A 26,667-nucleotide genomic window follows, 5' to 3' on the forward strand; every position below is an offset into this window, starting at 1 on the left:
CAGCTCGATGCGGGCATTGGCGGCCGGCAATTGCTGCGACGTCACCAGCGACGGCACCAGCGCAGGGGCGGCGACGCTGTAGGCAACCGTGCCGCAGACCGCGATGAAGCCGAGCAAGGCGAGCAGCGGCAGGGTCATCGCGCCGAGCCATAGCAACAGCAGGATCGCGGCCAATGCCGCGGCGCGCAGGGCCTCGGAGCCTGCCATCACCCAGCGCCGCGACACGCGGTCGGCCAGCAGGCCGGCGGGAGTCGCAAACAGGATGAACGGCAGCGTCAGCGCGGTCTGCAACAGGCCGGTCTGGCCCTCGCCGACGCCGAGCACCAGCACCGCGACGATGGGTGCGGCCGCAAGCGCGATCTGTTCGGCCGATTGCGCGGCGAGGTTGGACCAGGCCAGGCGATTGAAAGTGGCCGGCAGGCTAGGTGTATCCGCGGACATGGCAGAATCCCTTAAATGTGATCTGGCCATAGTGTGTGGTTGGACGACGTCCGATCCCACCCGTTTCCCGATAACGCCAAAAAAAGGCCCGCCGGACGGCGGGCCTTGTCGATGCGATGTTCAGTGCCTGACTAGGCCATCGAGGTTCGGGATCAAAAGCTGGCTGAGATCGTGCGTGCGTGTGCTACGACCTCGGACCAAGCGTCGCGTGGCCGGTTCCCGATACGGTGGCCGGCGGCGTTGCCGTGCTGTCGATGGACGGGGCCGGTACTTCCGCTTGAGTGGCACGCAGCGCACTCAATAGGTTGGTCATGGCGTCGGGGCCTGCGGGGAAGCCTGCCTCAGTGAGGATCTTGTCGATCATCGGCTTGAATGCCGAGACCGACAGCAATTGCGCGGCGAGGCCGTCGCCGAGCCCGAGACCACCATTGCCATTGGCATGGCCGTTGGCGCTACCGCGGCCAAGCATGCTGCCGGTGTCGAAGATCCGGATGTCGGAGATCTTCTCGATCGGCTTCACCGCCTCGGCGAGGGCGCTCGGGATCACGTTGATCCGCGCGAGGTTGAGATCGTAGTCGATCATGTCGGCGCTGAGCTTGTTGCGCGCCTCTGCCTTCATCGTCGCGACTTCAGCTTCGGCCTGGCCGAGCGCCTTGACGCCGGCGGCACGGGTGGTGGCGGCCGCCGCATCGGCCTTGGCGAGCACGTTGGTGGCTTCCGCCTTGTTGGCGGCGGCCTGGCGTTCGGCCTCGGCCATCACCGTGATCGGCATCGCGTCGGTCTCGGCCGCCTTGCGCGCCGCGATCACGTTGATGATCTTGTCGCGCTCGGCGATTTCGGTGGCGCGGGCGGTGGTGACCTTTTCCTCGGCGGCGATCGCGACGGCACGCGCGGTCTCGGCGATGGTCTGGGCCTCCGACTGCTCCTTGCTCTTGGCCGCGACCGCGATCGCGCTTTCCTGGGCGACGATCTGAAGGTCGCGCTCCATCTCGGTATTGCGGCGCTTGACCGCGAGATCAGCCTCGATCTTGCGGGTGTCGCGGGCCTGGTTGGCCTCGGTCTGCTTGTTGGCGACCGCGAGCTCCTGCTGGATGCGGTATTCGGCTTCGTTCTGCAGCGCGGTCTGCTCGACCTGCGCCGTCTGCGCGCGCATCGCCGCGGTCTTGTTGGCGATGTCGCGCTGCTGGGCGAGCTCGGCCTCGCGCTTGGTGCTTTCGATCGTCAGCGTGGTCTGCCGCGCCACCAGGTCCTGCTGGGCGATGTTGACCTCGGTGGTGCGGACGATCTGGTTGCGCTCCTGCTCGCGCTCCTTGGTGATCTTGGTCAGCGTGGTCAAACCGTGCGCGTCGAAGAAATTGCTCGGGTTGAAATGCTTGATGTCGCTCTGGTCGAGCCGAGTCAGCGACACCGATTCGAGCTCGAGGCCGTTATTCTGGATGTCGGCGCCGACCGCGTCCTGCACCGCCTTGACGAAAGTCGCGCGCTGCTCCTGCAATTCCTCCAGGTTCATGGTGGCGGCGACCGAGCGCAGGCCGTCGACGAACTTGGCTTCAACCAGTTCGCGCAACTCGGCCGCGTCGTTGGTGCGGTTGCCGAGCGTCTGCGCGGCGAGCGCGATCGACGACGAGTCGGGTTTGACGCGGAGATAGAATTCGGCGCCGATGTCGACTCGCATGCGGTCCTTGGTGATCAGCGAGTCCGGGCCGCCGCGTGCGACCTCGAGCCGCAGCGTCTTCAGGTTCACCGCGGCGGTGGAGTGAAAGATCGGCAGCACCAGCGAGCCGCCGTCGAGCACCACCTTCTGGCCGCCGAGGCCGGTGCGGACATAGGCCTCATCGCGCGTGGAGCGCTTGTAGAGCTTTGCGAACAGCAGACCGATAACGAGAATGGCAATGACGCCGATGGCGACGGGTATAGCAAGTTCCCACATGTGTTATGCCCTGTTGGAAGATTGTTGTTCGACGAGATCGGATGGAGCGGCAATCGCGATGAAGCCTCTGGCATCGCGATCGACCAGCAGTACGCTGGCGCCGACCGGCAATGCCTCGGACTCTGCGCTGGCACGCGCCGACACGGTGTGCCAGTTGCCGAAGACATCCTTGAGACGGACCCTGCCGGGCAGGCCCTGATCGAGCGGGCCGACCGACACGGTTGCGACCTTGCCGACAAAGTCGCTGTCATTGACCGCGTAGCTCTCGTCGCGCGGAATGATGCGGGCGAGACCGCGGCTGGTGTTTCTGATCACGGGGACGCTGCCGGCAGCAGCTACCACCGCGGCAATCGAGACCGGGATGGCGGTGCCTACGGCATGCGCCATTCCCTGAAGCAGGAAGCCTCCGATCGAGAATATGCCGAGGATCAGGATGATCAGGATCAGGAGGGGAAGCCGCCCGGCGTTGATCCAGAGAAACAGGCCACTGAGAGCATTGTGGCTCTCGGCCTCGACCGCGAAATCCTTGCCGATGAGTTCGCTGATCGAAAGTCCGACCATGGTGGTGAGCAGTTCGATACCGCCAAGTGCCACCATGATCGCAGCCGCGACCGCGAAGGGCCGCACGTCGGGGGCGAGCAGAATGTCGCCAACTACACTCATTTTTCTGACTTGATCCTTTCAAGCCGCGCCGCGATTTCCTTTTCGCGGTGCAGGCGATCGAGTTCGTCAAGCTCCTTGTCGCCGAGCACGCTTGCAGCGGGAACACCGGTGACCCGGGCGATCGCCGCCATGGCGCGTTCAGCACTCAATGTATTGGTCGTCGATGGGCCCCGGCTGGTTTCGTCCTTGGCCTCGCGGATCAGGCTTTGTTCGAGATCGGTTAATCTTGTCTCAGCCTCGCGCCGCGCGCCGAGCATGGCCTGCAGCGCCTTGGTCTGCTCATCGATTTCGAGCTCGATGAAATCCATCGCGCGTTCCAGCGCGATCACCTGCGACTCCAGGTCAATTTGTCGCGCGACGCCGGCACGCGCGAGATCCTCGCGATTTTCCGCAAGTGCGAGACGGATCTTCTCGTTCAGAGCAGCCGTCTCGGTATCCAGCTCCTCGCGGCGCTTCTTCAAGCGGAATTCCTCGGCGCGCGACTTGCCGAGCGCATAGCGCGCTTCGTCGGCGCCGGCGTCGATCTCGCGGATTGCCTGTTTGACCAGCGCCACCTTGTTGTTGCTCTCGACGTTGTCGATGGTCTGGCTCGCGATGGCGGCAAGAAGCCGGCCCATGCGCGCAAGGATGCCTTCGTGAAGCATGGTCTTCTCCTCCGGTTGGACTGATTTGGATTTGACGGCGATGTGGATTTCGTAGCCGCGACCATCCGAGACCAGGTGCGCCGGGAAGGGGCTTTCCCAGCCCGAGACATATCCCGGCACGTCGAACGGCACCAAGACGCGTCCGCTGACAGTGCTAATGGTCAGTGAAGTTGGACCCTTGATCGCGAACAACTTGTCGTCGAGCGGTATCCGGCGGACGGCGGCGCCCGGGACGTAGTTCGCGCGGTCGCGCAGACCGAGCGTTACCAGCCGCGCGGGCAGGCCGGTCTCCTTGCGGATCCTCTCGTAGGCCTGGGCGTGCAGCGAGACGAGGTTGGCGCCGACGGGAGCCACCTCGTTGAGGATCGCCATCATCCGGTCATAGGCCGCAAAGGTCGCCTCGATCGCCTCGATGCCCGACGGGTCGGGGGCGAGGGCGTAACGCAGCGTCGCGGTCGGCGTCTCCACGGGCAGCTTGATCATACATCTAACGTAAAGCACTTCCTCAGTGCTTTACAAGACGCGCGGCCGGTATCATTTTCGTGAGCCTAGATGCAGTTGCAAATTAGTTGCAATAGTGGGCGAGATCGGCCATCCTGACTTCATGGATGCGAGGACCCCTGAAATCTCTTCCGTTTCCGCTCCCAGCGCCGTGCCGGGCGGCTGGCGGGACGATGCCGGGCATGCACGCAGCCTGCCGGAGGTGAACGCAACCGTCGCAGTACCAACCGGCGGCTTGTGGTGGCGAAGGCTGCTGGCCTTCGCCGGGCCGGGCTATCTGGTCTCTGTCGGCTACATGGATCCCGGCAACTGGGCCACCGATCTCGCGGGCGGATCGAAGTTCGGCTACACGCTGCTGTCGGTCATCCTGCTCTCGAACCTGATGGCGATCCTGCTGCAGGCGCTCGCCGCGCGGCTCGGCATCGCCACCGATCGCGATCTGGCGCAGGCCTGCCGCGCCACCTATTCGCGGCCGGTGAACCTGCTGCTCTGGCTCGCCTGCGAGGCCGCAATCATCGCCTGCGACCTCGCCGAGGTGATCGGCACCGCGATCGCTTTGAAGCTGTTGTTCGGCATTCCCCTGATCGGCGGCGCGCTGCTCGCGGCGCTCGATGCGTTCTTGCTGCTGCTGTTGATGAATCGCGGCTTCCGCTTCCTCGAAGCCTTCGTGATCGCGATGTTGATCGTGATCGCGGTCTGCTTCGCCGTCCAGATCGCGGCCGCGGCGCCGCCGATCGCCGGCGTGCTCGGCGGCTTCGTGCCTTCGCGCGAGATCGTCACCAATCCGGAGATGCTCTACATCGCGATCGGCATCATCGGCGCCACCGTGATGCCGCACAATCTTTATCTGCACTCGTCGATCGTGCAGACCCGCGCCTATCCGCGCACCGAGGAGGGCCGGCGCGACGCGATCAAATGGGCGACCACCGACTCCACCATCGCGCTGATGCTGGCGCTGTTCGTCAACGCCGCGATCCTGGTGCTGGCGGCTGCGACCTTCCACAAGAGCGGCCATTCCGACGTCGCCGAGATCGACCAGGCGTTCGAGCTGCTGTCGCCGCTGCTCGGGCTCGGCATCGCCTCGACGCTGTTTGCGGTGGCGCTATTGGCCTCCGGCCTCAACTCGACGGTGACGGCGACGCTGGCGGGCCAGATCGTGATGCAGGGCTTCCTCGACCTCAAGCTGCCCGACTGGTTGCAGCGACTGGTGACCCGCGGCATCGCGATCATCCCGGTCATCGTGGTCGCCGCGCTCTATGGCGAAAGCGGCACCGCGCAGCTGTTGGTGTTCAGCCAGGTCGTGCTGTCGATGCAGCTGCCGTTCGCGGTGATCCCGCTGGTGCGCTTCGTGTCCGACAAGCGCAAGATGGGTGCGTTGGCGATTTCGGTCCCGGTTGCGTTGGCGGCGTGGATCGTCGCCGGCCTGATCGTGATCCTGAACGTGAAGCTGCTCTACGACACGATCTTCGGCACCTAGCGCAGGCGCGCTATAGCAGGATGAGCTTTAGTTGAATCGACCTGGCGCGGTCTTGGTTCACCTCTCCCCGCCGGGGAGAGGTCGGATTGCGCCTGGCGATGCGAAGCATCGTCCAGTGCAATCCGGGTGAGGGCTTTTGCTCCCTCGATAGACCGTAACCCCTCACCCGATTTGCTGCGCAAATCGACCTCGCCCAAGGGAGAGGTGAAGTTTCGACGCCGTTGCAGCTTAGCCTGGTCTCACCAGGCGCTAGTCCTGCGGCTCGGCCAGCACCTCGCCCGTGGCATCGACGCGCAGCCAGCCTGATGGCGCGAGCCGCTGCTGCGGCAGGAAGCGGCCCTTGTAGTCCATCTTCTTGGAGCCCTCGATCCAGTAGCCGAGATAGACGTAGGGCAGCCCCTGCCGGCGGGCGCGGGCGATGTGGTCGAGGATCATGAAGGTGCCGAGCGAGCGGGCCTCAAGCCCCGGCTCGAAGAACGAATAGACCATCGACAGCCCGTCGCTGAGCACGTCGGTCAGCGCCACCGCCATCAGCTCGTCGCCGCGGCCGGTGATGGCGCTGTCGGCATTGCGCTTGCGGTACTCGATGATCCGGGTCTCGACATGGCTGTCCTCGACCATCATCGCGTAGTCCAGCACGGTCATGTCGGCCATGCCGCCGTTGCGGTGGCGGCGGTCGAGATAGGCCCGGAAGACCGAATATTGCTCGGATGTCGGCACCGCGGTGCGCTGCTCGCCGATGATGTCGGCGTTGCGGGCCAGTACCTTGCGGAAGTTGCGGGAGGGGCGGAATTCGTTGGCGACCACCCGGACCGAGACGCAGGCCCGGCACTGGTCGCAGGCCGGGCGGTAGGCGATCGACTGGCTGCGGCGGAAGCCGCCATGGGTCAGCAAGTCATTGAGATCGCCCGCTTTATCGCCGACCAGATGCGTGAAAACCTTGCGCTCGTGCCGGCCCGGCAGATAGGGGCAGGGAGAGGGCGCCGTCAGATAGAACTGAGGAGTATCACGCGAGTGCTGGGTCACGTCTGATCGTCGGGCTCCACAAACAATACAGGCAGCCGCGTTAGCATCGCCCCCCGGAGGCTAACGGTCAATTGGTTTAGGCGGGCCTAATAAGTGGCCCGCGCCGCCGGGGTGACCTGGGTCCGGACCGAGCTGTTGATAATCACGGTTCCGAGGATGATGTCGTGCAGCAGCCGGCGGCGGCCGTTGAGGAGTCCGACCAGCAGCACCAGCGGCGACAGGAACGAGATCGTCACCCAGAACAGCACCGCGTGGACGGCACCGAGCACGAAATAGCCGCGTGCGCCGTACCAGGTGCGCAGTTCCAGATCCATCATGCGCATGCCTGGCGTGGCCGAGTGCTGTCCGCCGATCGAGGCGCCGTAATAGACGATCGCCCAGACGATCGAGGCCGGCGACACCAGCCAGAACAGCGCCCAGCCGAGACCGAGCGTGACGAGGCCGAACACGGCAATGAAAATCACCGCCAGGATGACCGGCACCGACAGCACGAGGAGGTCGATCAGGAACGCAAACACACGCCGCGTCAGCACGCCGCGGAACAGTTCCGGCTGCATCGACGGATCGAACGCATGCGGGGGAACGCCGCCGTCGTTGCGCCAGGCTTCACTGCGCCAGGCCTCACTGCGCCAGGTGCCGCCGTCATTGCCGTAGGACATGACCAACCTCCGATGAAAGTCCCGCGCAGGACATGGGAACAGGAGGTTCGCCTGCCAAGGCCGCGCGAACATGAACTAGCCGAAATATTCCGGCGATTCGGCGGCCATCGGCGGTCGCGGAACGTGTATGTTGCGTCCGGCAAGCCGAGAGGAACCCATGAGCACACGGATCGGGCTGCGCTGCAGGTGCGGAGAGGTCTTCGGTGTCGTCTCGAACCCGTCGCCCAAATCGGCCAATCGTGTGACCTGTTACTGCGATGATTGCCAAGCGTTTCTTCATCAACTCGGCCGCGCCGATCTGCTCGATGCACACGGCGGCACCGATATCGTCCAGGTCGCGCCGTCATCGCTCAGCTTCTTGCAGGGGCAAGACAGGATCGCAGGCCTCCGGCTGACGCCGAAGGGGCTGTTCCGCTGGTATGCGACCTGCTGCAACACCCCGGTCGGCAACACGCTGACGCCAAAGGTCCCGTTCGTCGGAATTGTCGCGCCCGTGTTCGACGGCGGCGCGGACCGTGCCGATGAAGCATTCGGCAAACCGGTCGGCGCGATTCTCGGAAAATATGCGGTCGGCGAGGCGCCGAAGGACTCGACCGGATTGAACCTGTCGCTGATCGCGCGCGCCATCGGCAAAGTGCTGGGCTGGCGCCTGCGTGGAAAGGCGTGGCCGCATCCGTTCTTCAGCCGCGAGACCGGCGCGCCGATCTATCCGCTGACCGTGCTGACGCAACAGCAACGCGACGCACTGCGTCCGCTGTGTGGCCCGCATCCGACGGCGCCGGCCGCGGGCCAGACGGAGCTCAGGTCTCCGCCTTGATCTTCTCGGCGGCCTTCGGCGCGAAATAGGTGAGGATGCCGTCGGCGCCGGCGCGCTTGAAGCCGACCAGGCTCTCCATCATCGCGCGCTCGCCATCGATCCAGCCATTGGCGGCAGCGCCCGCGATCATCGCGTATTCGCCGGACACCTGGTAGACGAAGGTCGGCATCGCGAAATGGTCCTTCACGCGGCGGACGATGTCGAGATAGGGCATGCCCGGCTTCACCATCACCATGTCGGCGCCCTCGGCGATGTCGAGCTCGACCTCGCGCAAGGCCTCGTCGGAATTGGCGCTGTCCATCTGATAGGTGCGCTTGTCGCCGGTCAGCGTCTTGGCCGAGCCGATCGCGTCGCGGAACGGGCCGTAGAAAGCCGACGCATATTTCGCCGCATAGGACATGATCTGCACGTCGCCGAAGCCGTTGTCGTCGAGCGCCTCGCGGATCGCGCCGATGCGACCGTCCATCATGTCCGACGGCGCGATCACGTCGCAGCCGGCCTCGGCCTGGGTCAGCGCTTGCTTCACCAGCACCGCGACGGTCTCGTCGTTGAGGATCTTGCCGCCCTCGATCAGCCCGTCATGGCCGTGGCTGGTGAAGGGGTCGAGCGCGACGTCGCAGAGCACGCCGATGTCGGAAAACTCCTTCTTGATCGCGCGCACCGCCTGGCAGACCAGATTGTCGGGATTGAGCGCTTCCGAACCTTGCTCGTCGCGCAGCGACGGCTCGGTGAAGGGAAACAGCGCGATGCAGGGGATGTTGAGCTTGGCGGCGCGCTCGGCATCGCGCACGATCTGGTCGACGGTGAGCCGGTCGACGCCGGGCATCGAGGCCACCGGGGTGCGGGTGTTGTGGCCGTCGACCACGAACATCGGCCAGATCAGGTCGTCGGTGGTCAGCACGTTCTCGCGCACCAGGCGGCGGGCCCATTCGGTCTTGCGATTGCGGCGCATCCGGATGGTGAGGTCGAGCGAGGGGGAGGCGAGGGCATCAGTCTGGCGCCGCGGCGTGTCGCGCAGTTCGATCGGCGCCCGAATTTGATCGCCATGTTGTCTTCTCCTCGAGGGACGGCTGGTCTGGACCTGATATAGGTCCGGTTCTAGCACCTCACAGAGGCGCCGTCATTGCGCCGCCACTGCATCCTGGGCGCCTCCGAATTGCCGCAACGGCGATTGATTTTGCGTCCCCGGCGGGCCAAGACTGCGCCATGAACGCCATTTTGCAGCCGCTGCGCGACGATTCGGATGTCTGACACCTCTGCACGCGATCAGGCGCGCGACAACGCCATCTCGGTGAGCGCGATCTCGTCCGACCGGATCCAGCCGGACGACAATGCGTGGACGCGGCGCCTCGTCATCTTCCTGCGTATCATGGCCGTCGTCTCGGTCGCCAAGGGCCTCTATCACTGGGCCCAGGTGACGGGCTTCGTCGGGGGCGAGGAGGAGGCCTTTGAGAACCAGTCGATGGCCTGGCAGACCGCCACGATCTATTTCGCCGTCATCGAGCTCGTCGCCGCCGTCGGGCTCTGGCTGGCGACGCCCTGGGGCGCCGTGGTCTGGCTGACCACCGTGGTGTCGATGGCGGTCATCGAGCTGATGTTTCCGGGCATCTATGGCGGCAGCCTCACCGTGGTCGGGTTCGAAGCCCTGATGCTCGCGGCCTATCTCGCGCTCGCCTGGATGTCGGCGCGCGAACGCCCGCCATAGATAAGGTCCGCGGCCCGATCCACTGTTGCCTGGCTGCGACACCGCGACGAATAGCCGGCGGCGGCTGGCGATTTTTGGCAGCCGTGCGCCCAACGAGAAGACAGCGCCGCTGGTTCTGCTAGGTGAGTGCCGACAGATCGCACCCCATTCGAGGCGCCCCATTCCCAAGGCGTCTCTGCGGGACCTGCCGTCGGGACCCATTTCACCGGATCTCGGCGCGTGTGCCGGCCGGCTTTGCGCGGGCTGACGGTGGAACCGGTCTGGCCGCGGCAATGAATGAAGTCCGCCTGCGCGCATCGCGTGCAGATCCCGCCGATGCACTCCCATAAAATTTTCAAAGAATTTTCCGGTAACCGATCGGTCACCGTAAAGGGTTCCCTCACACACGTTACGCCGCCGTTTCGAATTCGAACGATGCTGTTTCCGAATGTGACAGGGCAGGCAGACGAAGCGTGAACAGGGGTCTGCCACCGTCAATGAAAAGTTGCGAAAAGTCCTTGATCCATGAGCTTAATCCACGATTCACTGTCTTAAATTCATGATCTCTTTATTCTCTTATTTAAGCGGATATTCAAACGGCCCCCTTACGTTGGACCTATCAGGCGGGACACAAGTTTCGTCGAATAAAGTCGATAAAAACGACAAACAGGGGAAGTGTCATGATGAAAGCCGTTGCGACAACGGCGGCGGATGCCGCTGATCGCGCTGCCGGCCAAGCTCCGGTGCAGCCGCTCTATCTCGAAGCCCTGACTTTGGTGGAGCGGCTGCATCGCCGGCTCCTCGACGTCATCAAGGACGAATTCGATCGTCGCGGCCGCGCCGACATCAACTCGGTGCAGGCGCTGCTCCTGTACAATATCGGCGACAAGGAGCTGACCGCCGGCGAGCTGCGTACCCGCGGCTACTATCTCGGCTCCAACGTCTCCTACAATCTGAAGAAGCTCGTCGAGCTCGGCTTCCTCGATCATCAGCGCTCGCGCGTCGATCGCCGCTCGGTCCGCATTCGCCTGACCCCGCAGGGCCAGGAAGTCCGCAAGATCGTCGACGCGCTCTATCAGAAGCACGTCAAGACGGTCGAGCAGGTCGGCGGCATCTCGAACGAGGAGTTCGCGAGCCTCAACAAGTCGCTGCATCGCCTCGAGCGCTTCTGGACCGACCAGATCCTGTATCGCCTCTGAGCCTTCCTCTCTTCGCCTGATGGCCAAGCCGGCCGCTCGAGAAGACCGGCAGCCTCCTCCAGTAACGCATCGGTCATGCCCGGCCGATGCGTTTTTCGTGTTGCATTTGTTTCATGCTGCACCTGCGAAAATAAATGGGGCCCGGCGAGGAACCAAGGCATGCCCCGAGCTTTATCTCGTTTCCCAACGGAGAAGCAGGACATGCTGGTCGAGCGCGGGATCGAGGTGCTGAATGTCGAGGTCGTCGGTGACGCCTACGCGATCGCCTCGAACTATCTGCGCAAATCCGGCGCCATTCCCGACACCTTCGCCACCAATGAGCGCCTGCTCGGCATCATCGTGAAGCTGTTCCAGCGCGGTGAGCTGAACCGACTCCGCCTCGCCAACAAGGCGATCGCGAAGTTCGAGGTCGAGACGCTGGTGGTCGCCTGAGCGTCAACCCGGAGACTTCAATGGAAGCCGCTATCGATCGGATCATGCAGACGTACGATCTGCTGCTCAACCGCACGTCCGCTGCAAGCGACGAAGCGCGGGCGAAGGTGACAGAGTACGTGCAAACGCTGTTCGATGCGGGCGAGCGGGATACGCATCGGTTAACCGTGTGCGGTCTGACCTATCTGCGCCAGCTCGACGGCAGCACCGACCATGTGAAGGCCGGGTATACGGGACTGTAGGGGGGCGCGCTCCCTGCGTCATTGCGAGGAGCTCACGACAAAATTGCAAAGCAATTTTGCGCTGAAGCGACGAAGCAATCCACCGTTCCGAACACCCGGAGCCATGGATTGCTTCGCTGCGCTCGCAATGACGGCGGAACGCCGTCTGATTCAACGGTCAAACAGCTACTCCGTGTCATCACCCGCGAAAGCGGGTGATCCAGTATTCCAGAGACAGCAGTGCTTGAGCTGAGGAGCCGCGGCGTACTGGATCGCCCGGTCAAGCCGGGCGACGACAGCGAGAATAGGGTTCAACCTCGCATTCCCGCGACAGTTGTTGGTCGCAGCCCGAAGCGGGCGGAGGAGGGGTGCGTGGCTCACTGCTTGGATCGATGAAGGACGAAGGCGGCATGAAACACCAGCCCGTCGTCGGTGCGGACTTCGACCGCAACATCATTCTCCCCGCCGGAATGACCGGCGTCCCTGGCGATGCCAGCCAGCGTGTTCGCAGCTTCAACCTTGGCGGCTTTCAGATCTGCGAGGTCTAGCCCCTCTTCATCGGGGTAGAGGTCGCCGTCGTCCCTGATGTCAAAGAAATAGCGCGGCATTTCCATTGCTCCTCGAGCAATGGTGAGGAACAGCCATCCGATGGATTGTGTTCCTATTCAGGTGGCAACAGTCCCGGCGACGACAGCCATTCGCTCACATGAGCGGCCGTATCGGCCTGCCGTGCCTTCTGCAACAGCCGCTCCTTCTCGATTCCGGTGGGAAGAGCGCTTGCTTCCTCGCGCAAGCTCTTGGCCTCTGCGAGAAGGCGATGTTGCAGAGAGTGCGTTTGCTTGAAACGACGACGCCTGAACATGCGCTGTCCTTTCCTGCTGGCAGAGGGCGGGAACGCAATTGGCGTTCTCATCACCGATGGATACCGGGACCGCGCGGTGACGCTCGATAACTTTTGCGCAGAGCGACGCGTTCCTGTGGTTCCGCTGGAACGAACGGGAACCGGGGGAGTCGGTATTCAGCTCCCGGCCTTTGCCCCCAAGCTCCCCGGGAGTAGCGATCCCCGGTGCTGTGAAACCTCTGGTGCCGGGGGTCGTTGGTTGGATGGCATCGCAAGCTGTCACCGCGCTCCGGTCATTCCTGCAGGGGCGAGTTACCCCTTCTTGGGTATGAGACCTCTGCGCGCTTCGCGCGACCAACACACATCAGGATTTTGCACGACCCTCCTGGGGCTAGAGCCAGCGCCGCCCGCGTGTATTTTAAGCGGGCGGCGTTGTGCTGCAGGGGTACCCTAATTCCCCTCTGCGAGCCGCTTTCTGGTGATCGCGAGCCGGGTACTCACCGCATCAGTTCGCCCAGCTTCTGAGCGATCCCTCGCTGCGTCAGGCTCGCTTCCCGTATCATCCGCAATAGCTGTTCTGGTCCTCCGGGGACCATCGCTTGGTTGGCAAAATGTCATCCCGAAATCGCTTCGTGATGAAATGCCAGCGAGGATTGCAGATTCCGATTTCGCTGTCTGTCCAATTTGATCTTTCGCTCGCGAGGAACCAACACTGCAAGCGCAATGTTGTGATGATAGTACGCGAGCGTGGCGGCAATTCCGTCCCCGCCGTTTTCAATTCGAAAAGCCAAGTTTCGTCATTCATTCGCGCGCGCATCGCGAAGGGAACGATCGTGTATGCGGAGGAAGCAAACTCATGGGATAATTGACATGAGCGTTTCGAGGTCAAAGGAATCAACGATCAGGAGGCACACAGCCTCGATGGCGCGTGCGCTCACATGGCTGAGGAATACTTTTCCGGCCTGTGACGTGCCGAGATCGGAATTCAATACCACGTCGCTGGTGCGCATTGACTCAGATCCGCGCAGGGCTCCTCATGGTGTGAGGACGAGCGGGCCTCGTATGGGGACAAGGTGAACAGGATTGCCGCGCTGGCTTTCACCCGGAAATGAAGAAGGTCGACGTCTGCAGCGCCGATGTGCTCACGCGGAAAGCGTGGTCGTTTCACGGCGTTGTCCGGTCGGCCGCCGGCGCGTTACCGGCGCAACCCGTGATGGATCGTCACTGCGTCCCGTCCGCGCGTGAGCCGAGCAGACGGGACTTCAGCGCTTACTTGCCTTCCGGCTTCCAGGTCGTGCTGGCCCGATCGTACTTGAAGCCCGGCGCAGCCTTCAGGCTGTCCTTGGTTTCGTCGAGGGTGAGCCACCACTTGTCGTCTTTCTTCTGAGTTTTGACCGCCGTGTATGGCACGATCACGTCCTTCTCGCCGGCGCCGAGAAAGCCGCCGACGCCAACGACGAGGCCGGTCACCTTGCCGGCCTTGTCGACAAGCACGTCGTCGATGGTTCCGATCTTGGATTCCTTCGGGTCGTAGACGTTCTGCTTGTAATAGTTGGTGATGGTCCAACTCTCGGTCGGGGCGGCGGACATGGTGGTCGCCGCATGCGCGGCGGTCGCCAATGCTGCGGCCATGATGCAGCCGATGGCAAATTTCTTCATCAGAGAACTCCTTGGCTGAGCGCCTGTCAGTTGGAGCTGCAGACCTTGACGGTCTTCATGCCGGTCTCGGCCTCGGAGCGGGTCTTGTAAATGGTGCCTGATGGGCTGACCACGGTGGTGGTCGTCGTGTCGACCGGCTTCTGGTCGACGATCGAGCACTTCTTCGTCTTCACGTCCTGCACAACGTAGAATTCATCCGCTGCAAAAGCCGGCGTGACGAAAGCGGCAAGCAACGATGCCGCGACAATTGCCTTAACGTTCATGTCAGTCTCCTCCAATAGCCGAACCAATCGGCGGAGGTGGAACGGGAAAAAATCGCAAAGGTTCCTAGGACTGAACAGGCGCACCGTCGTCATTTTGAAGGTCGTATCAGGCCATCCCCGCGGCGCGGCGGCGAGCCGCTCAAGTCAAGGCGAGCAGAAAACGATCCGCCAGGTGCGGCGATTTGCAGCACGGAAGAGTCGCGCGCTCCGGCTTGCCGAAGGCCGTGGCGAATGGTCGCTAGGGATACGCAGACACGAGCTCGGCGAGCGATTCCCTGATCCCATGGGACCATCGCTTTCCGATTGGCGATGCGACCACATGACCGAATGCAGCCAGCGTTCGCCGGGCTGCGTCTGAAAATTCTGGAGGAAGCCCATGATCTCGTCCCGCATGCGCCTGTTCGGCGCGGTTGTCGCGCTGTTGCTTGGGGCAAGTGGTCCGGCGCCTGCGCAGCAACTCGAGCTCAAGCTGATGGCGCCGGCGGCGCCCGGCGGTGGCTGGGATCAGACCGCGCGTTCGATGCAGCAGGCGCTGGTTGCCTCAGGTATCGCGCGCAGCGTCCAGGTCACCAACGTGCCCGGCGCCGGCGGCAGCATCGGCATCGCGCAATTCGTCAACGGCGCCAAGGGCGACGGCAACCAGATGATGGTGAACGGCTTCGTCATGGTCGGCGCGCTCGCCATGAACAAGTCGCCGGTGACACTCGATCAAGTGACGCCGATCGCACGCCTCACCGAGGAGATCCAGGCCATCGTCGTGCCGGCGAATTCGCCGCTGAAGACGGCGCAGGATCTCGCCGCCGCGGTCAAGGCCGACATCGCCAAGGTGACCTTTGCCGGCGGCTCGGCGGGCGGCGTCGACCATGTGATGGCGGCGCTGTTTGCGGGCACCGTCGGCGCCGATGCGAAGAAGATCAACTACATTCCGTTCTCGGGCGGCGGCGAGTCGCTCGCCGCCATTCTCGGCGGCAAGGTCACGGCCGGCATTTCCGGCCTCAGCGAATACGACGGCCAGATCAAGGCCGGCAAGCTGCGCGCGCTCGGCGTGACGTCGGCGCAGCGTCTGCCCGGTGTCGACATCCCGACCTTCAAGGAGCAGGGGATCGAACTGGTGCTCGCCAACTGGCGCTCGGTGGTCGCACCGCCCGGCATCACGCCGGAGCAGCGCAAGGCGCTCGGCGATGCCGTCGAGAAGATGGTGAAGTCCGACGCCTGGAAGGACATCCTGAAGCAGAAGGGCTGGGATGACGCTTATCTCGGCGGCGATGCATTCGCGGATTTCCTCAAGAAGGAGATCACGCGTGTGACCGAGGTGCTGAAGTCCGTCGGTCTCGTGAAGTCATGACGCCGGACGCCGCTTCCGGGAAGCTGCCGGCGCGGCGCGTCGACCGCGCGGGGGTCGTCATCGCCGCCGCGCTCGCGGTGCTCGCGGCGGTGCTGGTGTGGGACGCGAGCCAGCTGCCGTCCACCACGATGTACGGGATGGGGCCGGAGGCGATGCCGATCGTCATCGCGATCGGCCTCGTCATCCTCGCCGTCGGCAATCTGATCGACGCGCTGCGCGGCAACCTGCCGCCGCGCGAGAGCGTGGATCCGAAACCGGTGTGGCTGATCACCGCCGGCCTTGCGCTCCTGATCGGCATCATCGGCTTCGGCGGCGGCTTCGTCCTCGCGACGTCAGCGCTGTTCGTTACCACGTCGGCCGCTTTCGGTCGCCGCGCCGTGCTGGCCGACACCGTCATCGCTCTGCTGATCACGACCCTCATCTACCTCGCGTTCGACAAGTTGTTGACGCTGAGCCTTCCCGCCGGCCCGCTGGAGCGACTTTTGTGATGGATACGTTCGCCGCGCTGGCGCATGGCATGGCGGTCGCCATGCAGCCGATGAACTTGCTCTACGCCCTGATCGGCGTGTTCCTCGGCACCGCGGTCGGCGTGTTGCCGGGCATCGGTCCGGCGCTGACGGTCGCGCTGTTGTTGCCGGTAACCTACAAGCTCGATCCCGGCGGTTCGCTGATCATGTTCGCCGGGATCTATTATGGCGGCATGTATGGCGGATCGACCACCGCGATCCTGATCAACACGCCGGGCGAGAGCGCGTCGATGGCGACCGCGCTGGAGGGCAACAAGATGGCCAAGGCCGGCCGCGGCGGCCCGGCGCTGGCAACCTCGGCGATCGGCTCGTTCGTGGCCGGCACCATCGCCACCATCGGCCTCGCGTTCCTCGCGCCCTGGCTGGTCGACTTCGCGGTGCGGTTCGGGCCGGAGGATTACTTCGCGCTGATGTGCGTTGCCTTCGTCACGGTGTCGGCGACCTTCGGCGACTCGCCGGTGCGCGGCCTGACCAGCCTGTTCATTGGCCTGACGCTCGGGCTGGTCGGCATCGACAAGCTCACGGGTCAGGCGCGTCTTGCGATCGGTATCCCCGAGCTGCTCGACGGCGTCGAGGTGACGACGCTCGCGGTCGGCCTGTTCGCGGTGGGCGAGGCGCTCTTTGTCGCCTCGCGCCGTCATCACGCCGAGGAAAAGCTCGAGCCGGTGCGCGGCTCGCTGTGGATGACGCGGGAAGACTGGCGGCGCTCGTGGAAGCCGTGGCTGCGCGGCACGCTGTTCGGCTTTCCGATCGGTGCGCTGCCGGCCGGCGGCGCGGAGATCCCGACCTTCCTGTCCTATTCGACCGAGCGGCGACTGACCAAGCATCCGGAGGAGTTCGGCAAGGGCGCGATCGAGGGCGTCGCCGGACCCGAAGCCGCCAACAACGCTTCCGCCGCCGGGACGCTGGTGCCGCTGTTGACGCTTGGGCTGCCGACCTCGGCCACCGCGGCGATGATGCTGGCGGGTTTTCAGCAATACGGTCTCAACCCGGGTCCGCTGTTGTTCGCGGAGCGGCCGGACCTGGTGTGGGGCCTGATCGCGAGCCTCTTCATCGCCAACGGCATGCTGCTGGTGCTCAATTTGCCGCTGGTCGGGCTGTGGGTGCGGCTGCTCGCGATCCCGCAACCGTGGCTCTATGCCGGCATCCTGGTGTTCGCGACCATGGGCACGATCGCGGCCAAGCCGTCGGTCGTCGAGCTCTCGATGCTGGCGGCATTTGGCGTGATGGGCTTTCTGATGCGACGGTTCGATTTCCCGATCGCGCCGGTCGTAATCGGATTGATCCTCGGCCCGATCGCCGAAAGCCAGCTGCGCCGCGCGCTGGCGATCAGCCTCGGCGATCCCATGGTGCTGCTGCAAAGCCCGATGTCGGCGACCTTGCTCGGCATTGCGCTGATCGCGCTGGCCGCGCCGTTCGTGCTGAGGGGATTGGGGCGGTTCAAGGCGAATGAGGATTAGGTCGTGAGCCGATCGATCTGCCGGCGGGAGGCTAGCCGGAGTCCGTCATGCACCGATGGCAGAGCAAATTGACCGGCACAGGGATGGCGACGTCGCCAAACATTTGTGTGATCGGGAAATAACCAGACTCCAGTTTCGGTCTTCCCTTCAGAAAGGAAGCTGAACAATGAAGATCATTTACCTTCTGGCGGCACTGCTGCTTGCGCCATGTCTCGCGACCGAGGCCAGTGCTCATCTGCGAACCGACAAGAGCAGCAATCGCGAGCACGTCGCCGCTCGGACGGCGATTGCCGGTTCATTGCAGGGATACGGGATCGTCGGTCGTCAGGTCGCAGCTCCGCCATGGAGTGCCGCCTGCACGAACGATTTGGGCTCGCGACAATGTGACGAGCCGATGTGGGTCTATGGAAGCCCCGACTATGTAGCGCAGTTCAAGGATGCATTCTGATCCGTGCGCTCAGGATCGCGCCTGCGGCCGCCGACTACGCCCTGAGCTGCCCGGAAAACCCTCGGCATGTAAAAGGCCCGCTCCGGGGCTCGCATTTCGGAGCGGGCCAGTCTGGACGCGGCAAATTTCGCCGCGACGCGAACCTAGCGCGAGATGCTGACACCACGCTGACGCGGGTCGAAAAAGAGAGGCGGCTGGACGCCGCCTCTCTCGATGATCGCTTTATGAACAGAATGCTTCGCTGCATTCTCACCATTTGTAGCCGATGCTGGCGGTGAAGCGGCGGCGATCGCCGTAGTAGCAGGACGTGACCAGCGCACAGCTCGCGACGTAGATCTTGTCGGTCACGTTCACGATGTTGAGCGCCGCGCGCCAGTTGTTGCCCCACTCGTAGTGCAGGGCAAGATCGCCGAGCACGAAGGCGGGAACGCGCGCGGTATTGGCGGTGTCGGCAAAGGACGAGCCGACATAGCGCACGCCGCCGCCGAGGCCGAAGCCGGCGAGCGGGCCGTTGCGGAACGTGTAGTCGGTCCAGACCGAGGCGAAGTCGCGGGGCGTGTTGGTCGGCACGGTCCCGATCAGCGCCGGATTGAGGTCCTTGCTGACGAACAGGTCGTAGTTGGTGTAGCTCGCCACCAGCTTGAAGTCGCGCGTGATGTTCGCCACGGCCTCGAGCTCGACGCCGCGCGAGGTGACCTCGCCATTCTGGGTCTGGAACATCGGATTGTTCGGATCGGTGGTCAGCGCATTCTTCCGCTTCAGGTCGAAATAGGCGACGCTGAAGCGAGCATTGAGCCCGACCGGCTCGTATTTGACGCCGACCTCGCTCTGCTCCGAGGTCTCCGGCAACAGCAACTGGCTGGCCGCATTGAGACCGATGATCGGGTTGTAGCCGGTCATGTAGGAGACGTAAGGCGCGACGCCGTTGTCGAAATTGTAGATCGCGCCGACGCGGCCGGAGAACTTGCTGTCCTGGCGGCTTTGATCGGCTCCGATCCGGTTTTGATTGACGAGATCGACCCAGTCCTGGCGCCCCGACAGCACCACGGTCAGCCGGTCGAGCTTGACCTGGTCCTGCAGATAGAGCCCGGCCATGCCCTGGTTGAGATGGGCGTTCTGGTACAACGGACCGCTGTAGGTCGTGTTGGTGCCGTAGACCGGATTGAGCAGATTGAGATTGGTGCCGACGCCAAAGCCCTGGCGGTCGTCTATGCCGTAGTGCTTGAGGTCGAGGCCGAACAGCGCGGTGTGCTGCAGGATGCCGGTGTTGAAGCGGTGCTCGAGCTGGTTGTCGAGGTTGAACTGGAGCGCGTTGCCGCGGGCGTAGAAATTGCCGCGCGCAAGATCGGCCGCCGCCGGCGTCGTCGCGTAGCCGAGGCCGTAGAGGCCGGTGTAGTACACGTCGACATGGGCCGCGCGCGCGTTCTGGCGGAAGTCGAGGCTGTCGGTCAGGCTTTTCTCGAACTTGTAGCCGACGGTCTCCTGCTCGCGGCGGAACTGGTCGGCGCTGGGATCGCCCGTGAACAGACTGGTCGGAATCTTGCCGAACGGCGCGTTGGTGACGGTGCCGACATAGGGCAGGAAGTTCTCCGCCCTGGTGTTGTTGTGCGCGGCCGTGGCGTAGACGGTAATGCTGGTGTCGGCATCACGCCAGGTCACCGACGGGGCGAAAAAGAAATTGTTGTCGTAGGTGTAGTCGGTCTGGGTGCCGCCGCCCTGCGCCTGGCCGACGAAGCGGTACAGCACCTGTCCATTGCCGGATTGCTGCGGGACCACGCCGCCGATGTCGAATGCGGTATATCCGTTGCCGAAATTGTTGACGCCGGCTTCGATGTAGCGGATGGGCTCGGCCGACGGCATTTTGCTCACGGCGTTGACGAGGCCGCCCGGCGCCGAGCCGCCATAGAGGATGCCGGAGGGACCGCGCAGCACCTCGACGCGCTCGAGGTTGAAAGGCTGCAGCTTCCAGCTGCCATAGGAGGTGTAGAACAGCTGCAGGCCGTCGAGGAACAGCGACTCGTTCTGCGCGGGGAAGCCGCGGATCAGGAACCAGTCGTTGCGGAAGTCGGAGCCGTAGGTGCCGCCGATCACGCCCGGCGAGTAGCGCAGCACTTCGTCGAACTTGCTGACGATCTTCTGGTCGCGGATCTGTTCGGCGCCGATCACGGTCACCGATTGCGGCGTCTGGATGATCGGCGTGCTGGTCTTGGTACCGCTCGAGCTCTGCCGCGCCAGATAGCCGGTGACCGGACCGCTGGCGCGCTCGTGCCCGCCGCCGGCACCTGCGGCCTGCTGCGTGGCCTGTGGCCGCGCGCTCACCGGGGCGGTTGTTGCGCGGCGCGCGGCGCTGCGTGCACGCGTGGTTCGTTGCGAAGGCCGTTGCGATCGCGCTGCTTGCCGTTGCGATGGCGCATCGACGGTCACCGACGGCAATTGCGTCTGGGCCAAGGCCTCGTCCGCACCAGTCACCGAAAGCATCACCAAGGCCGAAGCAGCAAGCCGCTGCGGCCGAATCCATCCGTCCGTCATTCAACGCTCCCAAAGAGAAGTTTCTTCGGCGTCGTTATCACGGTGATTTTCGGAAACAGCGCGCGCGCCGTTAGAAGCTATCGAAGCCGTGCGCAATGCCGGTGTGTGTGACTGAGAGACAACGGAGTACGACGCACAATTGCACGTATCACGTGAGAGCCTTGAATCGATCCAGTGTTGAATGATTCAAGAATTGAACGATTCAAAATCCTGTCGTGCGTCGTGCGCTCGCTGAATCCGTAAGTCACTCGCTCGTCGGCTCGATCCATCGTGATCGATCGCGTCATGATCGGTCGAGACGCAGGTCGCGTGATCAAGCGGTTGGATCTCGCGCGGCTCGCGAACGATGGACACCTCGTAGTCCCGGACATCGGCGCGGCCGGGAAGGGGCGTCCCGTCCGCCACGGGGCCTCGGCGGCTATGCCCGGGAGGCGGCCGGAACCGGGCTCCCCTGGGCCGGCCCGGCCGGCTGGCAATCCCCGCCGTCCCCACCATATCTGGCATAATTGACCGCCGGGGACCGCAACCGCTTGGCCATTTTAGGGTGATGTGGTAACGCTCTGAGACCAGCTTCGACCGCCACTCGTGACCGTCCGCATTCCTAAGTAAAGGCTTGCGGCGGTGGAGATATTTCGCCGATGACCTCATCCTCCAAGACCGCTTCCGCGCCCGATTCCTTCTTCACGGCGACCCTCGCCGAGGCCGATCCCGAGATCGCCGCCGCGATCAAGGGCGAGCTCGGCCGGCAGCGCCATGAGATCGAGCTGATCGCCTCCGAGAACATCGTCAGCCGCGCCGTGCTGGAGGCGCAGGGCTCGGTGATGACCAACAAATATGCGGAGGGTTATCCGGGCGCGCGTTACTACGGTGGTTGCGAGTGGGTCGACGTCGCCGAGAACCTCGCGATCGAGCGTGCCAAGAAGCTGTTCGGCGCCGGTTTCGCCAACGTCCAGCCGAACTCCGGCAGCCAGATGAACCAGGCGGTGTTCCTGGCGCTGCTGCAGCCCGGCGACACCTTCATGGGTCTCGACCTCGCGGCCGGCGGCCATCTCACCCACGGCTCGCCGGTCAACATGTCCGGCAAGTGGTTCAAGGCTGCGCACTACACCGTGCGCCGCGAGGACCAGATCATCGACATGGATGAAGTCCAGAAGCTGGCCGAGCAGGTCAAGCCGAAGCTGATCGTCGCCGGCGGCTCGGCGTATTCGCGCGCGTGGGACTTCAAGCGCTTCCGCGAGATCGCCGATTCCGTTGGTGCGTATCTGCTGGTCGACATGGCGCATTTCGCCGGCCTGGTCGCCGGTGGCGTGCATGCATCGCCGGTGCCGCATGCCCACGTCACGACAACGACGACGCACAAGTCGCTGCGCGGTCCGCGCGGCGGCCTGATCCTCAGCAATGACGAGACGCTGGCCAAGAAGCTGAACTCGGCGATCTTCCCCGGTCTGCAGGGCGGTCCGCTGATGCACGTGATCGCCGCCAAGGCGGTGGCGTTCGCCGAAGCGCTGCGTCCGGACTTCAAGGTCTATGCCAAGAACGTCGTCGAGAACGCCAAGGCGCTGGCCGAGACGCTGCGCAGCCACGGCCTCGACATCGTGTCCGGCGGCACCGACAACCATCTGATGCTGGTCGACCTCAGGCCGAAGGGCCTGAAAGGCAACGTCTCCGAGAAGGCGCTGGTGCGCGCCGCGATCACCTGCAACAAGAACGGCATCCCGTTCGATCCCGAAAAGCCGTTCGTCACCTCGGGTCTTCGTTTGGGCACGCCGGCGGCGACCACCCGCGGCTTCGGCGTTGCCGAGTTCAAGCAGGTCGGCGGCATGATCGCGGAAGTGCTGAACGCGCTGGCGCAGTCGCCGGACGGCAAGGCGCCGCTGGTCGAGGCCGCGATCAAGGAGCGCGTCAAGGCGCTGACCGATCGCTTCCCGATCTACTAAGAGGTAGAGGTCCCGTCGGATGCGTTGTCCGAGCTGCAATTCTCTCGATACGCAGGTCAAAGACTCGCGTCCGACCGAGGACTCCGCGGTGATCCGCAGGCGTCGCGTCTGCATGGCCTGCAATTTCCGCTTCACGACCTTCGAGCGGGTGCAGCTGCGCGAGCTGACGGTGATCAAGCGCAACGGCCGCCGTGTGCCGTTCGATCGCGACAAGCTGGTGCGCTCGCTGCAGATCTCGTTGCGCAAGCGCCCGGTGGAGTCCGAGCGGGTCGAGAAGATGGTGTCCACCATCGTCCGCGAGCTCGAAAGCGGCGGCGAGGCGGAGGTCTCCTCGGAGGCGATCGGCGAGATCGTGATGGAGCATCTGCGCCAGCTCGACGACGTCGCCTATGTGCGCTTCGCCTCGGTGTATCGCAATTTCCGCGAGGCCAAGGACTTTGAGGCGGTGCTCGACGAGCTGACCGGCGAAGAGGACCCGCGGATCGCGACGTTGCGCAAATGATCTTCCGGATCCTGGAAGAGCAGCTCGGGCAGAAAGCCAAAGAGGCCAAGGAAACAGCGAAGGCCGCCGATCTGCGCTTCATGCAGGTCGCGCTTGCGCTCGGCCGCCGAGGCCTCGGGCGCACCTGGCCCAATCCGGCGGTCGGCGCCGTCATCGTCAAGGACGGCGTGGTCGTCGGTCGCGGCTGGACTCAGCCCGGGGGACGCCCGCATGCCGAGGTCGAGGCGCTGCGGCGCGCAGGCGACGCCGCGCGGGGCGCCACGCTCTATGTCACGCTCGAACCCTGCTCGCATTTCGGCCGATCGCCGCCCTGTGCCGACGCCGTCGTGGCGGCGGGGCTCGCCCGCGTGGTCTCGGCGATCGAGGACCCCAATCCGGACGTCGGCGGCAAGGGGCACGCCAGGCTGCGCGCCGCCGGCATCGCGGTCGATGTCGGGCTGTGCCAGGTGGAGGCCGCGCGCGACCATGCCGGACACTTCCGCCGCATCACGGACAAGCGGCCGCACGTCATCCTCAAGCTCGCCGTGTCCGCCGACGACAAGATCGCAGCCAGCGGCCATAAACCCGTTGCGATCACCGGGGAGGCGGCGCGAACGCGCGTGCATCTGTTGCGCGCGCAGTGCGACGCGATCCTGGTCGGCATCGGCACGGTGCAGGCCGATGATCCGTTCTTGACCTGCCGGTTGCCCGGCATGGCGGAACGCTCGCCGGTGCGCGTCGTGCTCGACCGCGCGCTGCGGATCTCGGGCGACAGCCGCCTGGTGCATTCTGCGCGCGAGACGCCGCTCTGGGTGATGACATCTGACATGGCGGAAGCGCCCGCTGCGGTGAAGCTTGGCGCCGCCGGCGCACAGGTGATCCGCGTTGCGACCGGCGCGCCCGTGGGGCTCGACCTGCCGCCCGTCTTGCATGCGCTGGCGGAGAAGGGGACGACGCGGCTATTGGTCGAGGGCGGCGCGCGCGTGGCAAATTCTTTCGTTGCGGCGGGCCTCGTCGATGAAATCTGGCTGCTGCGCGGACCTGATGCGATCGGTTCCGATGGCGTTCCCGCGCTGGACGCAATGCCGCTCGACGCAATGACGCAGTCGCCCGCATTTCGGCTTCGTGCTAGCGAAACCCTCGGCAAAGACAGTCTCAACATCTACGAGCGTGCGTAATGTTTACCGGAATTGTCACCGATATCGGTGAGATCACCAGCCTGAAGCCGGTCGCGCAGGGGCAGCTGCACCGGATGCGGATCGCCTGCGACTACGACCAGACCACGATCGCCGACGGCGCCTCGATCGCCTGCAACGGCGTCTGCCTCACCGTGGTCGCCTCCGGCACCGCCGACGGCAAGACCTGGTTCGACGTCGACGCTGCGGCGGAGACGCTCGGCATGACCACCGCCAGGCATTGGGGGCAGGGCGGCCGGCTCAACCTCGAGCGCGCGCTCAAGATCGGTGACGAACTCGGCGGTCACATCGTGGCCGGCCACGCCGACGGGATCGCCACCATCGTCAAGCGCGACGATCTGCCCGACATGGCGCGGTTCGAGCTCAAAACCACCCGCGAACTGGCGCGTTTCATCGCAGCCAAGGGATCGGTCACACTGGACGGCGTGTCGCTGACCGTGAACACGGTCGACGACGTCACCTTTTCGGTGCTGATCATCCCGCACACGCTTTCCGTCACGACCCTGGGCGGCTGGAAGGCCGGCAGCGAGGTCAATATCGAGGTCGATCTGATGGCCCGTTACGCGGCGCGGCTGTCGGAGATGAAATAGTCTGGACCCGGGCACTGCGGCCGAGACGGAAGTCCCTATGTGCCAGTCCGGCTCGGGCGACTGCCAGCCGGGTGGCCTATGCATTGCGGGCGAAGCCGACCTGAAAAATCGGGCCGATCGCGGTGACATCCGGGCCAGTATTGCCCTTGGCTTTACCGCTTGCTGCGCCTAAAACGCTGCACAAATCCTCCCCAAGTTCCGATTGGTTATTGCAATGGCTGACGCGCGGCGCGCACCCCTGAAGGACCAGACCGACATATCAGGCGCACGCGTGCTGATCGTCGAGGCACGATTTTATGACGACATCCAGGATGCGCTGCTGGAAGGCGCGCTGGCCGAGCTGAAGATCGCCGGCGCCAGCCACGACGTGCTCACGGTGCCGGGCGCGCTGGAGATTCCGGCCGCGATCGCGATCGCACTCGATGCCGCGGCAGCGAACGGCAGGCCCTATGACGCCGCGATTGCGCTCGGCTGCGTGGTGCGCGGCGACACCATCCATTTCGAGATCGTTTCGCAGGAATCCTCGCGCGGCTTGATGGATCTGGCCGTGAGCCGGAAATTCCCACTCGGCAACGGCATCCTCACCGTCAACAACGAGGCGCAGGCCTGGGCGCGGGCGCGCGCCAGCGAGTTGAACAAGGGCGGCGACGCGGCGCGTGCGGCGATCGCGATGCTGCGGATCAAACGCCGTCTGGCAAAGGCCTAACCATGGCTGACATCAAGAAGCCTGCGAAAACCCCCGACCGCAAAGCCAACCGGCGTGGCGCGGCACGGCTCGCCGCCGTGCAGGCGCTCTACCAGATGGATATCGGCGGCGCCGGCATCAACGACATCTTCGCCGAGTTCGAGAGCCACTGGCTCGGCAACGAGGTCGAGGGCGAGAAATACCTGCCGGCCGAAGCCGCGTTCTTCCGTGACGTGGTCTCCGGCGTGGTGCGCGACCAGGCCAAGCTCGATCCCTTGATCGACGAGGCGCTGTCGAAGGGCTGGCCGCTGAAGCGGATCGACGCGATCCTGCGCGCGGTGTTGCGCGCCGGTTCCTACGAACTCGAGCATCGCAAGGACGTGCCGGGCCGCGTGGTGGTTTCCGAATATGTCGACGTCGCGCATGCTTTTGTCGAAAAGGACGAGACCGGTATGGTCAACGCCGTGCTCGACCAGATCGCCCACCAGTTCCGCGGCGACGAGTTTGTGCGGAGCTGAGCCACATACACCGCTGTCATCACCCGCGAATGCGGGTGATCCAGTACGCCGCGGCGGTCATTGGCAACAACAACTGCCGCGGCGTACTGGATCGCCCGGTCAAGCCGGGCGATGATAGCTGAGGGGAAGGCGCGCGACATGGCAGAACGTCACGACGGCCCCTCCGGCGAAGATTCCCTGATTGCCCGCTATTTCAAGCCGCTGGCGACTGATCCGGGCGCGTTCGGTCTCGACGACGATGCCGCCGCGCTGAGGGCGGCCGGCGAGGACATCGTGGTCACCACGGATGCCATCGTCGAGGGTGTGCACTTCCTTCCCGAAGACCCGCCCGACACGCTGGCGCGCAAGGCGCTGCGGGTGAACCTCTCCGACATTGCGGCCAAGGGGGCGGCGCCGGCGGGCTTCGTGCTGACGCTGGCGCTGCGCAAGGCCGATGAAACCTGGCTGAAGCCGTTCGCCCGGGCGCTCGGCGAGGACGCCGGCCATTTCGGTTG

Annotated in this window: 29 protein-coding genes and 1 pseudogene; 17 read left to right on the forward strand and 13 right to left on the reverse strand. The window is 64.5% G+C overall.

What is annotated here, in order from left to right:
- The 4 genes from H8A92_RS28635 to H8A92_RS28650 all read right to left on the reverse strand — a co-directional run.
- The coding region (locus H8A92_RS28635) for an MFS transporter (RefSeq protein WP_229198870.1) at positions 1-441 on the reverse strand (441 nt) is incomplete at its 3' end.
- 184 nt (positions 442-625) lie between these two features.
- A complete protein-coding gene (locus H8A92_RS28640; RefSeq protein WP_229198871.1) occupies positions 626-2,371 on the reverse strand; it encodes a flotillin family protein in 1,746 nt (581 codons plus the stop codon).
- A 3-nt stretch (positions 2,372-2,374) separates the two neighbouring features.
- Positions 2,375-3,034, reverse strand: coding sequence for an OB-fold-containig protein (locus H8A92_RS28645; RefSeq protein ID WP_229198872.1), 660 nt, complete (start codon positions 3,032-3,034; stop codon positions 2,375-2,377).
- The gene (locus H8A92_RS28650) at positions 3,031-4,161 is read right to left on the reverse strand and encodes a PspA/IM30 family protein (protein WP_229198873.1); all 1,131 of its coding nucleotides are present in this window, start codon (positions 4,159-4,161) and stop codon (positions 3,031-3,033) included. The genes H8A92_RS28645 and H8A92_RS28650 overlap by 4 nt, the downstream gene beginning before the upstream one ends.
- A 121-nt stretch (positions 4,162-4,282) precedes the next feature.
- Between H8A92_RS28650 and H8A92_RS28655 the strand changes: the two genes are divergently transcribed.
- On the forward strand, positions 4,283-5,656 hold the full coding sequence (locus H8A92_RS28655) for an Nramp family divalent metal transporter (protein WP_229198874.1): 1,374 nt from the start codon (positions 4,283-4,285) through the stop codon (positions 5,654-5,656).
- A gap of 249 nt (positions 5,657-5,905) precedes the next feature.
- On the opposite strand, the gene H8A92_RS28660 is transcribed toward H8A92_RS28655, so the two are convergent.
- Together H8A92_RS28660 and H8A92_RS28665 are read right to left on the reverse strand one after the other, a co-directional pair.
- Positions 5,906-6,682 (reverse strand): arginyltransferase, encoded by a 777-nt coding sequence (locus tag H8A92_RS28660; protein ID WP_163149692.1) that lies wholly within the window; start codon positions 6,680-6,682, stop codon positions 5,906-5,908.
- An 86-nt stretch (positions 6,683-6,768) separates the two neighbouring features.
- The gene (locus tag H8A92_RS28665) at positions 6,769-7,341 is read right to left on the reverse strand and encodes an RDD family protein (protein ID WP_229198875.1); all 573 of its coding nucleotides are present in this window, start codon (positions 7,339-7,341) and stop codon (positions 6,769-6,771) included.
- 157 nt (positions 7,342-7,498) lie between these two features.
- Between H8A92_RS28665 and H8A92_RS28670 the strand changes: the two genes are divergently transcribed.
- Positions 7,499-8,158 carry a DUF6151 family protein gene (locus H8A92_RS28670; protein ID WP_229198876.1) on the forward strand — a complete coding sequence of 220 codons (660 nt, stop codon included), beginning with the start codon at positions 7,499-7,501 and terminating at the stop codon, positions 8,156-8,158.
- Here H8A92_RS28670 and hemB read toward each other — a convergent pair.
- A pseudogene (gene hemB / locus H8A92_RS28675) lies at positions 8,142-9,205 on the reverse strand (porphobilinogen synthase). The gene H8A92_RS28670 and the pseudogene hemB sit on opposite strands and share 17 nt — an antisense overlap.
- 196 nt (positions 9,206-9,401) lie before the next feature.
- Between hemB and H8A92_RS28680 the strand changes: the two are divergent.
- The 4 genes from H8A92_RS28680 (at position 9,402) to H8A92_RS28695 (ending at position 11,715) form a co-directional block, all read left to right on the forward strand.
- Complete coding sequence (locus H8A92_RS28680) at positions 9,402-9,863, forward strand: DUF6163 family protein (RefSeq protein WP_163149684.1); 462 nt, start codon at positions 9,402-9,404, stop codon at positions 9,861-9,863.
- Positions 9,864-10,522: 659 nt separating this feature from the next.
- On the forward strand, positions 10,523-11,041 hold the full coding sequence (ldtR, locus tag H8A92_RS28685) for a transcriptional regulator LdtR (protein ID WP_024583358.1): 519 nt from the start codon (positions 10,523-10,525) through the stop codon (positions 11,039-11,041).
- Between the two features lie 201 nt (positions 11,042-11,242).
- A complete protein-coding gene (locus tag H8A92_RS28690; RefSeq protein WP_229198877.1) occupies positions 11,243-11,473 on the forward strand; it encodes a hypothetical protein in 231 nt (76 codons plus the stop codon).
- Between the two features lie 20 nt (positions 11,474-11,493).
- A complete protein-coding gene (locus H8A92_RS28695; protein ID WP_050422593.1) occupies positions 11,494-11,715 on the forward strand; it encodes a hypothetical protein in 222 nt (73 codons plus the stop codon).
- A gap of 356 nt (positions 11,716-12,071) precedes the next feature.
- Here the strand turns inward: H8A92_RS28695 and H8A92_RS28700 are convergent, their stop codons facing one another.
- The 5 genes from H8A92_RS28700 to H8A92_RS28720 form a co-directional block, all read right to left on the reverse strand.
- Positions 12,072-12,302: a DUF6894 family protein gene (locus H8A92_RS28700; protein ID WP_229198878.1), complete on the reverse strand. Its 231-nt coding sequence runs from the start codon at positions 12,300-12,302 to the stop codon at positions 12,072-12,074.
- 53 nt (positions 12,303-12,355) lie between these two features.
- Positions 12,356-12,556, reverse strand: coding sequence for a hypothetical protein (locus tag H8A92_RS28705; RefSeq protein WP_229198879.1), 201 nt, complete (start codon positions 12,554-12,556; stop codon positions 12,356-12,358).
- Positions 12,557-13,389: 833 nt separating this feature from the next.
- Positions 13,390-13,545: a hypothetical protein gene (locus H8A92_RS28710; protein WP_229198880.1), complete on the reverse strand. Its 156-nt coding sequence runs from the start codon at positions 13,543-13,545 to the stop codon at positions 13,390-13,392.
- Between the two features lie 259 nt (positions 13,546-13,804).
- Entirely contained in the window at positions 13,805-14,194 is a 390-nt protein-coding gene (locus tag H8A92_RS28715) for a PRC-barrel domain-containing protein (protein WP_229198881.1), read from the reverse strand.
- A 26-nt stretch (positions 14,195-14,220) separates the two neighbouring features.
- Positions 14,221-14,457 (reverse strand): hypothetical protein, encoded by a 237-nt coding sequence (locus tag H8A92_RS28720; protein ID WP_229198882.1) that lies wholly within the window; start codon positions 14,455-14,457, stop codon positions 14,221-14,223.
- 376 nt (positions 14,458-14,833) lie between these two features.
- Between H8A92_RS28720 and H8A92_RS28725 the strand changes: the two genes are divergently transcribed.
- The 4 genes from H8A92_RS28725 (at position 14,834) to H8A92_RS28740 (ending at position 18,237) form a co-directional block, all read left to right on the forward strand.
- Positions 14,834-15,802, forward strand: a complete 969-nt coding sequence (locus H8A92_RS28725) for a Bug family tripartite tricarboxylate transporter substrate binding protein (RefSeq protein ID WP_229198883.1) — start codon at positions 14,834-14,836, stop codon at positions 15,800-15,802.
- Positions 15,799-16,290, forward strand: a complete 492-nt coding sequence (locus H8A92_RS28730; RefSeq protein ID WP_229198884.1) for a tripartite tricarboxylate transporter TctB family protein — start codon at positions 15,799-15,801, stop codon at positions 16,288-16,290. The genes H8A92_RS28725 and H8A92_RS28730 overlap by 4 nt, the downstream gene beginning before the upstream one ends.
- Positions 16,290-17,789, forward strand: coding sequence for a tripartite tricarboxylate transporter permease (locus H8A92_RS28735; protein WP_229198885.1), 1,500 nt, complete (start codon positions 16,290-16,292; stop codon positions 17,787-17,789). Before H8A92_RS28730 ends, H8A92_RS28735 begins: the two co-directional genes overlap by 1 nt.
- Before the next feature lie 166 nt (positions 17,790-17,955).
- Positions 17,956-18,237, forward strand: coding sequence for a hypothetical protein (locus H8A92_RS28740; protein WP_229198886.1), 282 nt, complete (start codon positions 17,956-17,958; stop codon positions 18,235-18,237).
- A 249-nt stretch (positions 18,238-18,486) separates the two neighbouring features.
- Here H8A92_RS28740 and H8A92_RS28745 read toward each other — a convergent pair whose 3' ends face one another.
- Positions 18,487-20,766 (reverse strand): TonB-dependent siderophore receptor, encoded by a 2,280-nt coding sequence (locus tag H8A92_RS28745; RefSeq protein WP_420831378.1) that lies wholly within the window; start codon positions 20,764-20,766, stop codon positions 18,487-18,489.
- 638 nt (positions 20,767-21,404) lie between these two features.
- Here H8A92_RS28745 and glyA point away from each other — a divergent pair.
- The 7 genes from glyA to H8A92_RS28780 all read left to right on the forward strand — a co-directional run.
- A complete protein-coding gene (gene glyA, locus H8A92_RS28750) occupies positions 21,405-22,703 on the forward strand; it encodes a serine hydroxymethyltransferase (RefSeq protein WP_229198887.1) in 1,299 nt (432 codons plus the stop codon).
- 19 nt (positions 22,704-22,722) lie between these two features.
- Complete coding sequence (nrdR, locus tag H8A92_RS28755) at positions 22,723-23,205, forward strand: transcriptional regulator NrdR (RefSeq protein ID WP_050400938.1); 483 nt, start codon at positions 22,723-22,725, stop codon at positions 23,203-23,205.
- The gene (ribD, locus tag H8A92_RS28760; protein ID WP_229198888.1) at positions 23,202-24,362 is read left to right on the forward strand and encodes a bifunctional diaminohydroxyphosphoribosylaminopyrimidine deaminase/5-amino-6-(5-phosphoribosylamino)uracil reductase RibD; all 1,161 of its coding nucleotides are present in this window, start codon (positions 23,202-23,204) and stop codon (positions 24,360-24,362) included. Before nrdR ends, ribD begins: the two co-directional genes overlap by 4 nt.
- Positions 24,362-24,970, forward strand: a complete 609-nt coding sequence (locus tag H8A92_RS28765) for a riboflavin synthase (RefSeq protein ID WP_229198889.1) — start codon at positions 24,362-24,364, stop codon at positions 24,968-24,970. Before ribD ends, H8A92_RS28765 begins: the two co-directional genes overlap by 1 nt.
- A 214-nt stretch (positions 24,971-25,184) precedes the next feature.
- Positions 25,185-25,676 (forward strand): 6,7-dimethyl-8-ribityllumazine synthase, encoded by a 492-nt coding sequence (gene ribH / locus H8A92_RS28770; protein WP_229198890.1) that lies wholly within the window; start codon positions 25,185-25,187, stop codon positions 25,674-25,676.
- A gap of 2 nt (positions 25,677-25,678) precedes the next feature.
- Positions 25,679-26,173 (forward strand): transcription antitermination factor NusB, encoded by a 495-nt coding sequence (gene nusB / locus H8A92_RS28775; protein WP_229198891.1) that lies wholly within the window; start codon positions 25,679-25,681, stop codon positions 26,171-26,173.
- A 138-nt stretch (positions 26,174-26,311) separates the two neighbouring features.
- The coding region (locus tag H8A92_RS28780; protein ID WP_229198892.1) for an AIR synthase related protein at positions 26,312-26,667 on the forward strand (356 nt) is incomplete at its 3' end.

The organism is Bradyrhizobium acaciae, from assembly GCF_020889785.1.
GTDB lineage: Bacteria > Pseudomonadota > Alphaproteobacteria > Rhizobiales > Xanthobacteraceae > Bradyrhizobium > Bradyrhizobium acaciae.

Bases quoted from the DNA above. Each gene is read 5' to 3' on its own strand.
- H8A92_RS28645 (WP_229198872.1), bottom strand. From the start codon at position 3,034: ATGAGTGTAGTTGGCGACATTCTGCTCGCCCCCGACGTGCGGCCCTTC.
- nusB (WP_229198891.1), top strand. From the start codon at position 25,679: ATGGCTGACATCAAGAAGCCTGCGAAAACCCCCGACCGCAAAGCCAAC.
- H8A92_RS28665 (WP_229198875.1), bottom strand. From the start codon at position 7,341: ATGTCCTACGGCAATGACGGCGGCACCTGGCGCAGTGAGGCCTGGCGC.
- H8A92_RS28720 (WP_229198882.1), bottom strand. From the start codon at position 14,457: ATGAACGTTAAGGCAATTGTCGCGGCATCGTTGCTTGCCGCTTTCGTC.
- H8A92_RS28670 (WP_229198876.1), top strand. From the start codon at position 7,499: ATGAGCACACGGATCGGGCTGCGCTGCAGGTGCGGAGAGGTCTTCGGT.
- ldtR (WP_024583358.1), top strand. From the start codon at position 10,523: ATGATGAAAGCCGTTGCGACAACGGCGGCGGATGCCGCTGATCGCGCT.
- H8A92_RS28655 (WP_229198874.1), top strand. From the start codon at position 4,283: ATGGATGCGAGGACCCCTGAAATCTCTTCCGTTTCCGCTCCCAGCGCC.
- H8A92_RS28650 (WP_229198873.1), bottom strand. From the start codon at position 4,161: ATGATCAAGCTGCCCGTGGAGACGCCGACCGCGACGCTGCGTTACGCC.
- nrdR (WP_050400938.1), top strand. From the start codon at position 22,723: ATGCGTTGTCCGAGCTGCAATTCTCTCGATACGCAGGTCAAAGACTCG.
- ribD (WP_229198888.1), top strand. From the start codon at position 23,202: ATGATCTTCCGGATCCTGGAAGAGCAGCTCGGGCAGAAAGCCAAAGAG.
- H8A92_RS28715 (WP_229198881.1), bottom strand. From the start codon at position 14,194: ATGAAGAAATTTGCCATCGGCTGCATCATGGCCGCAGCATTGGCGACC.
- H8A92_RS28640 (WP_229198871.1), bottom strand. From the start codon at position 2,371: ATGTGGGAACTTGCTATACCCGTCGCCATCGGCGTCATTGCCATTCTC.
- H8A92_RS28745 (WP_420831378.1), bottom strand. From the start codon at position 20,766: ATGACGGACGGATGGATTCGGCCGCAGCGGCTTGCTGCTTCGGCCTTG.
- H8A92_RS28740 (WP_229198886.1), top strand. From the start codon at position 17,956: ATGAAGATCATTTACCTTCTGGCGGCACTGCTGCTTGCGCCATGTCTC.
- H8A92_RS28690 (WP_229198877.1), top strand. From the start codon at position 11,243: ATGCTGGTCGAGCGCGGGATCGAGGTGCTGAATGTCGAGGTCGTCGGT.
- H8A92_RS28695 (WP_050422593.1), top strand. From the start codon at position 11,494: ATGGAAGCCGCTATCGATCGGATCATGCAGACGTACGATCTGCTGCTC.
- H8A92_RS28680 (WP_163149684.1), top strand. From the start codon at position 9,402: ATGTCTGACACCTCTGCACGCGATCAGGCGCGCGACAACGCCATCTCG.
- H8A92_RS28705 (WP_229198879.1), bottom strand. From the start codon at position 12,556: ATGTTCAGGCGTCGTCGTTTCAAGCAAACGCACTCTCTGCAACATCGC.
- H8A92_RS28735 (WP_229198885.1), top strand. From the start codon at position 16,290: ATGGATACGTTCGCCGCGCTGGCGCATGGCATGGCGGTCGCCATGCAG.
- glyA (WP_229198887.1), top strand. From the start codon at position 21,405: ATGACCTCATCCTCCAAGACCGCTTCCGCGCCCGATTCCTTCTTCACG.
- H8A92_RS28765 (WP_229198889.1), top strand. From the start codon at position 24,362: ATGTTTACCGGAATTGTCACCGATATCGGTGAGATCACCAGCCTGAAG.
- ribH (WP_229198890.1), top strand. From the start codon at position 25,185: ATGGCTGACGCGCGGCGCGCACCCCTGAAGGACCAGACCGACATATCA.
- H8A92_RS28725 (WP_229198883.1), top strand. From the start codon at position 14,834: ATGATCTCGTCCCGCATGCGCCTGTTCGGCGCGGTTGTCGCGCTGTTG.
- H8A92_RS28730 (WP_229198884.1), top strand. From the start codon at position 15,799: ATGACGCCGGACGCCGCTTCCGGGAAGCTGCCGGCGCGGCGCGTCGAC.
- H8A92_RS28700 (WP_229198878.1), bottom strand. From the start codon at position 12,302: ATGCCGCGCTATTTCTTTGACATCAGGGACGACGGCGACCTCTACCCC.
- H8A92_RS28710 (WP_229198880.1), bottom strand. From the start codon at position 13,545: ATGCGCACCAGCGACGTGGTATTGAATTCCGATCTCGGCACGTCACAG.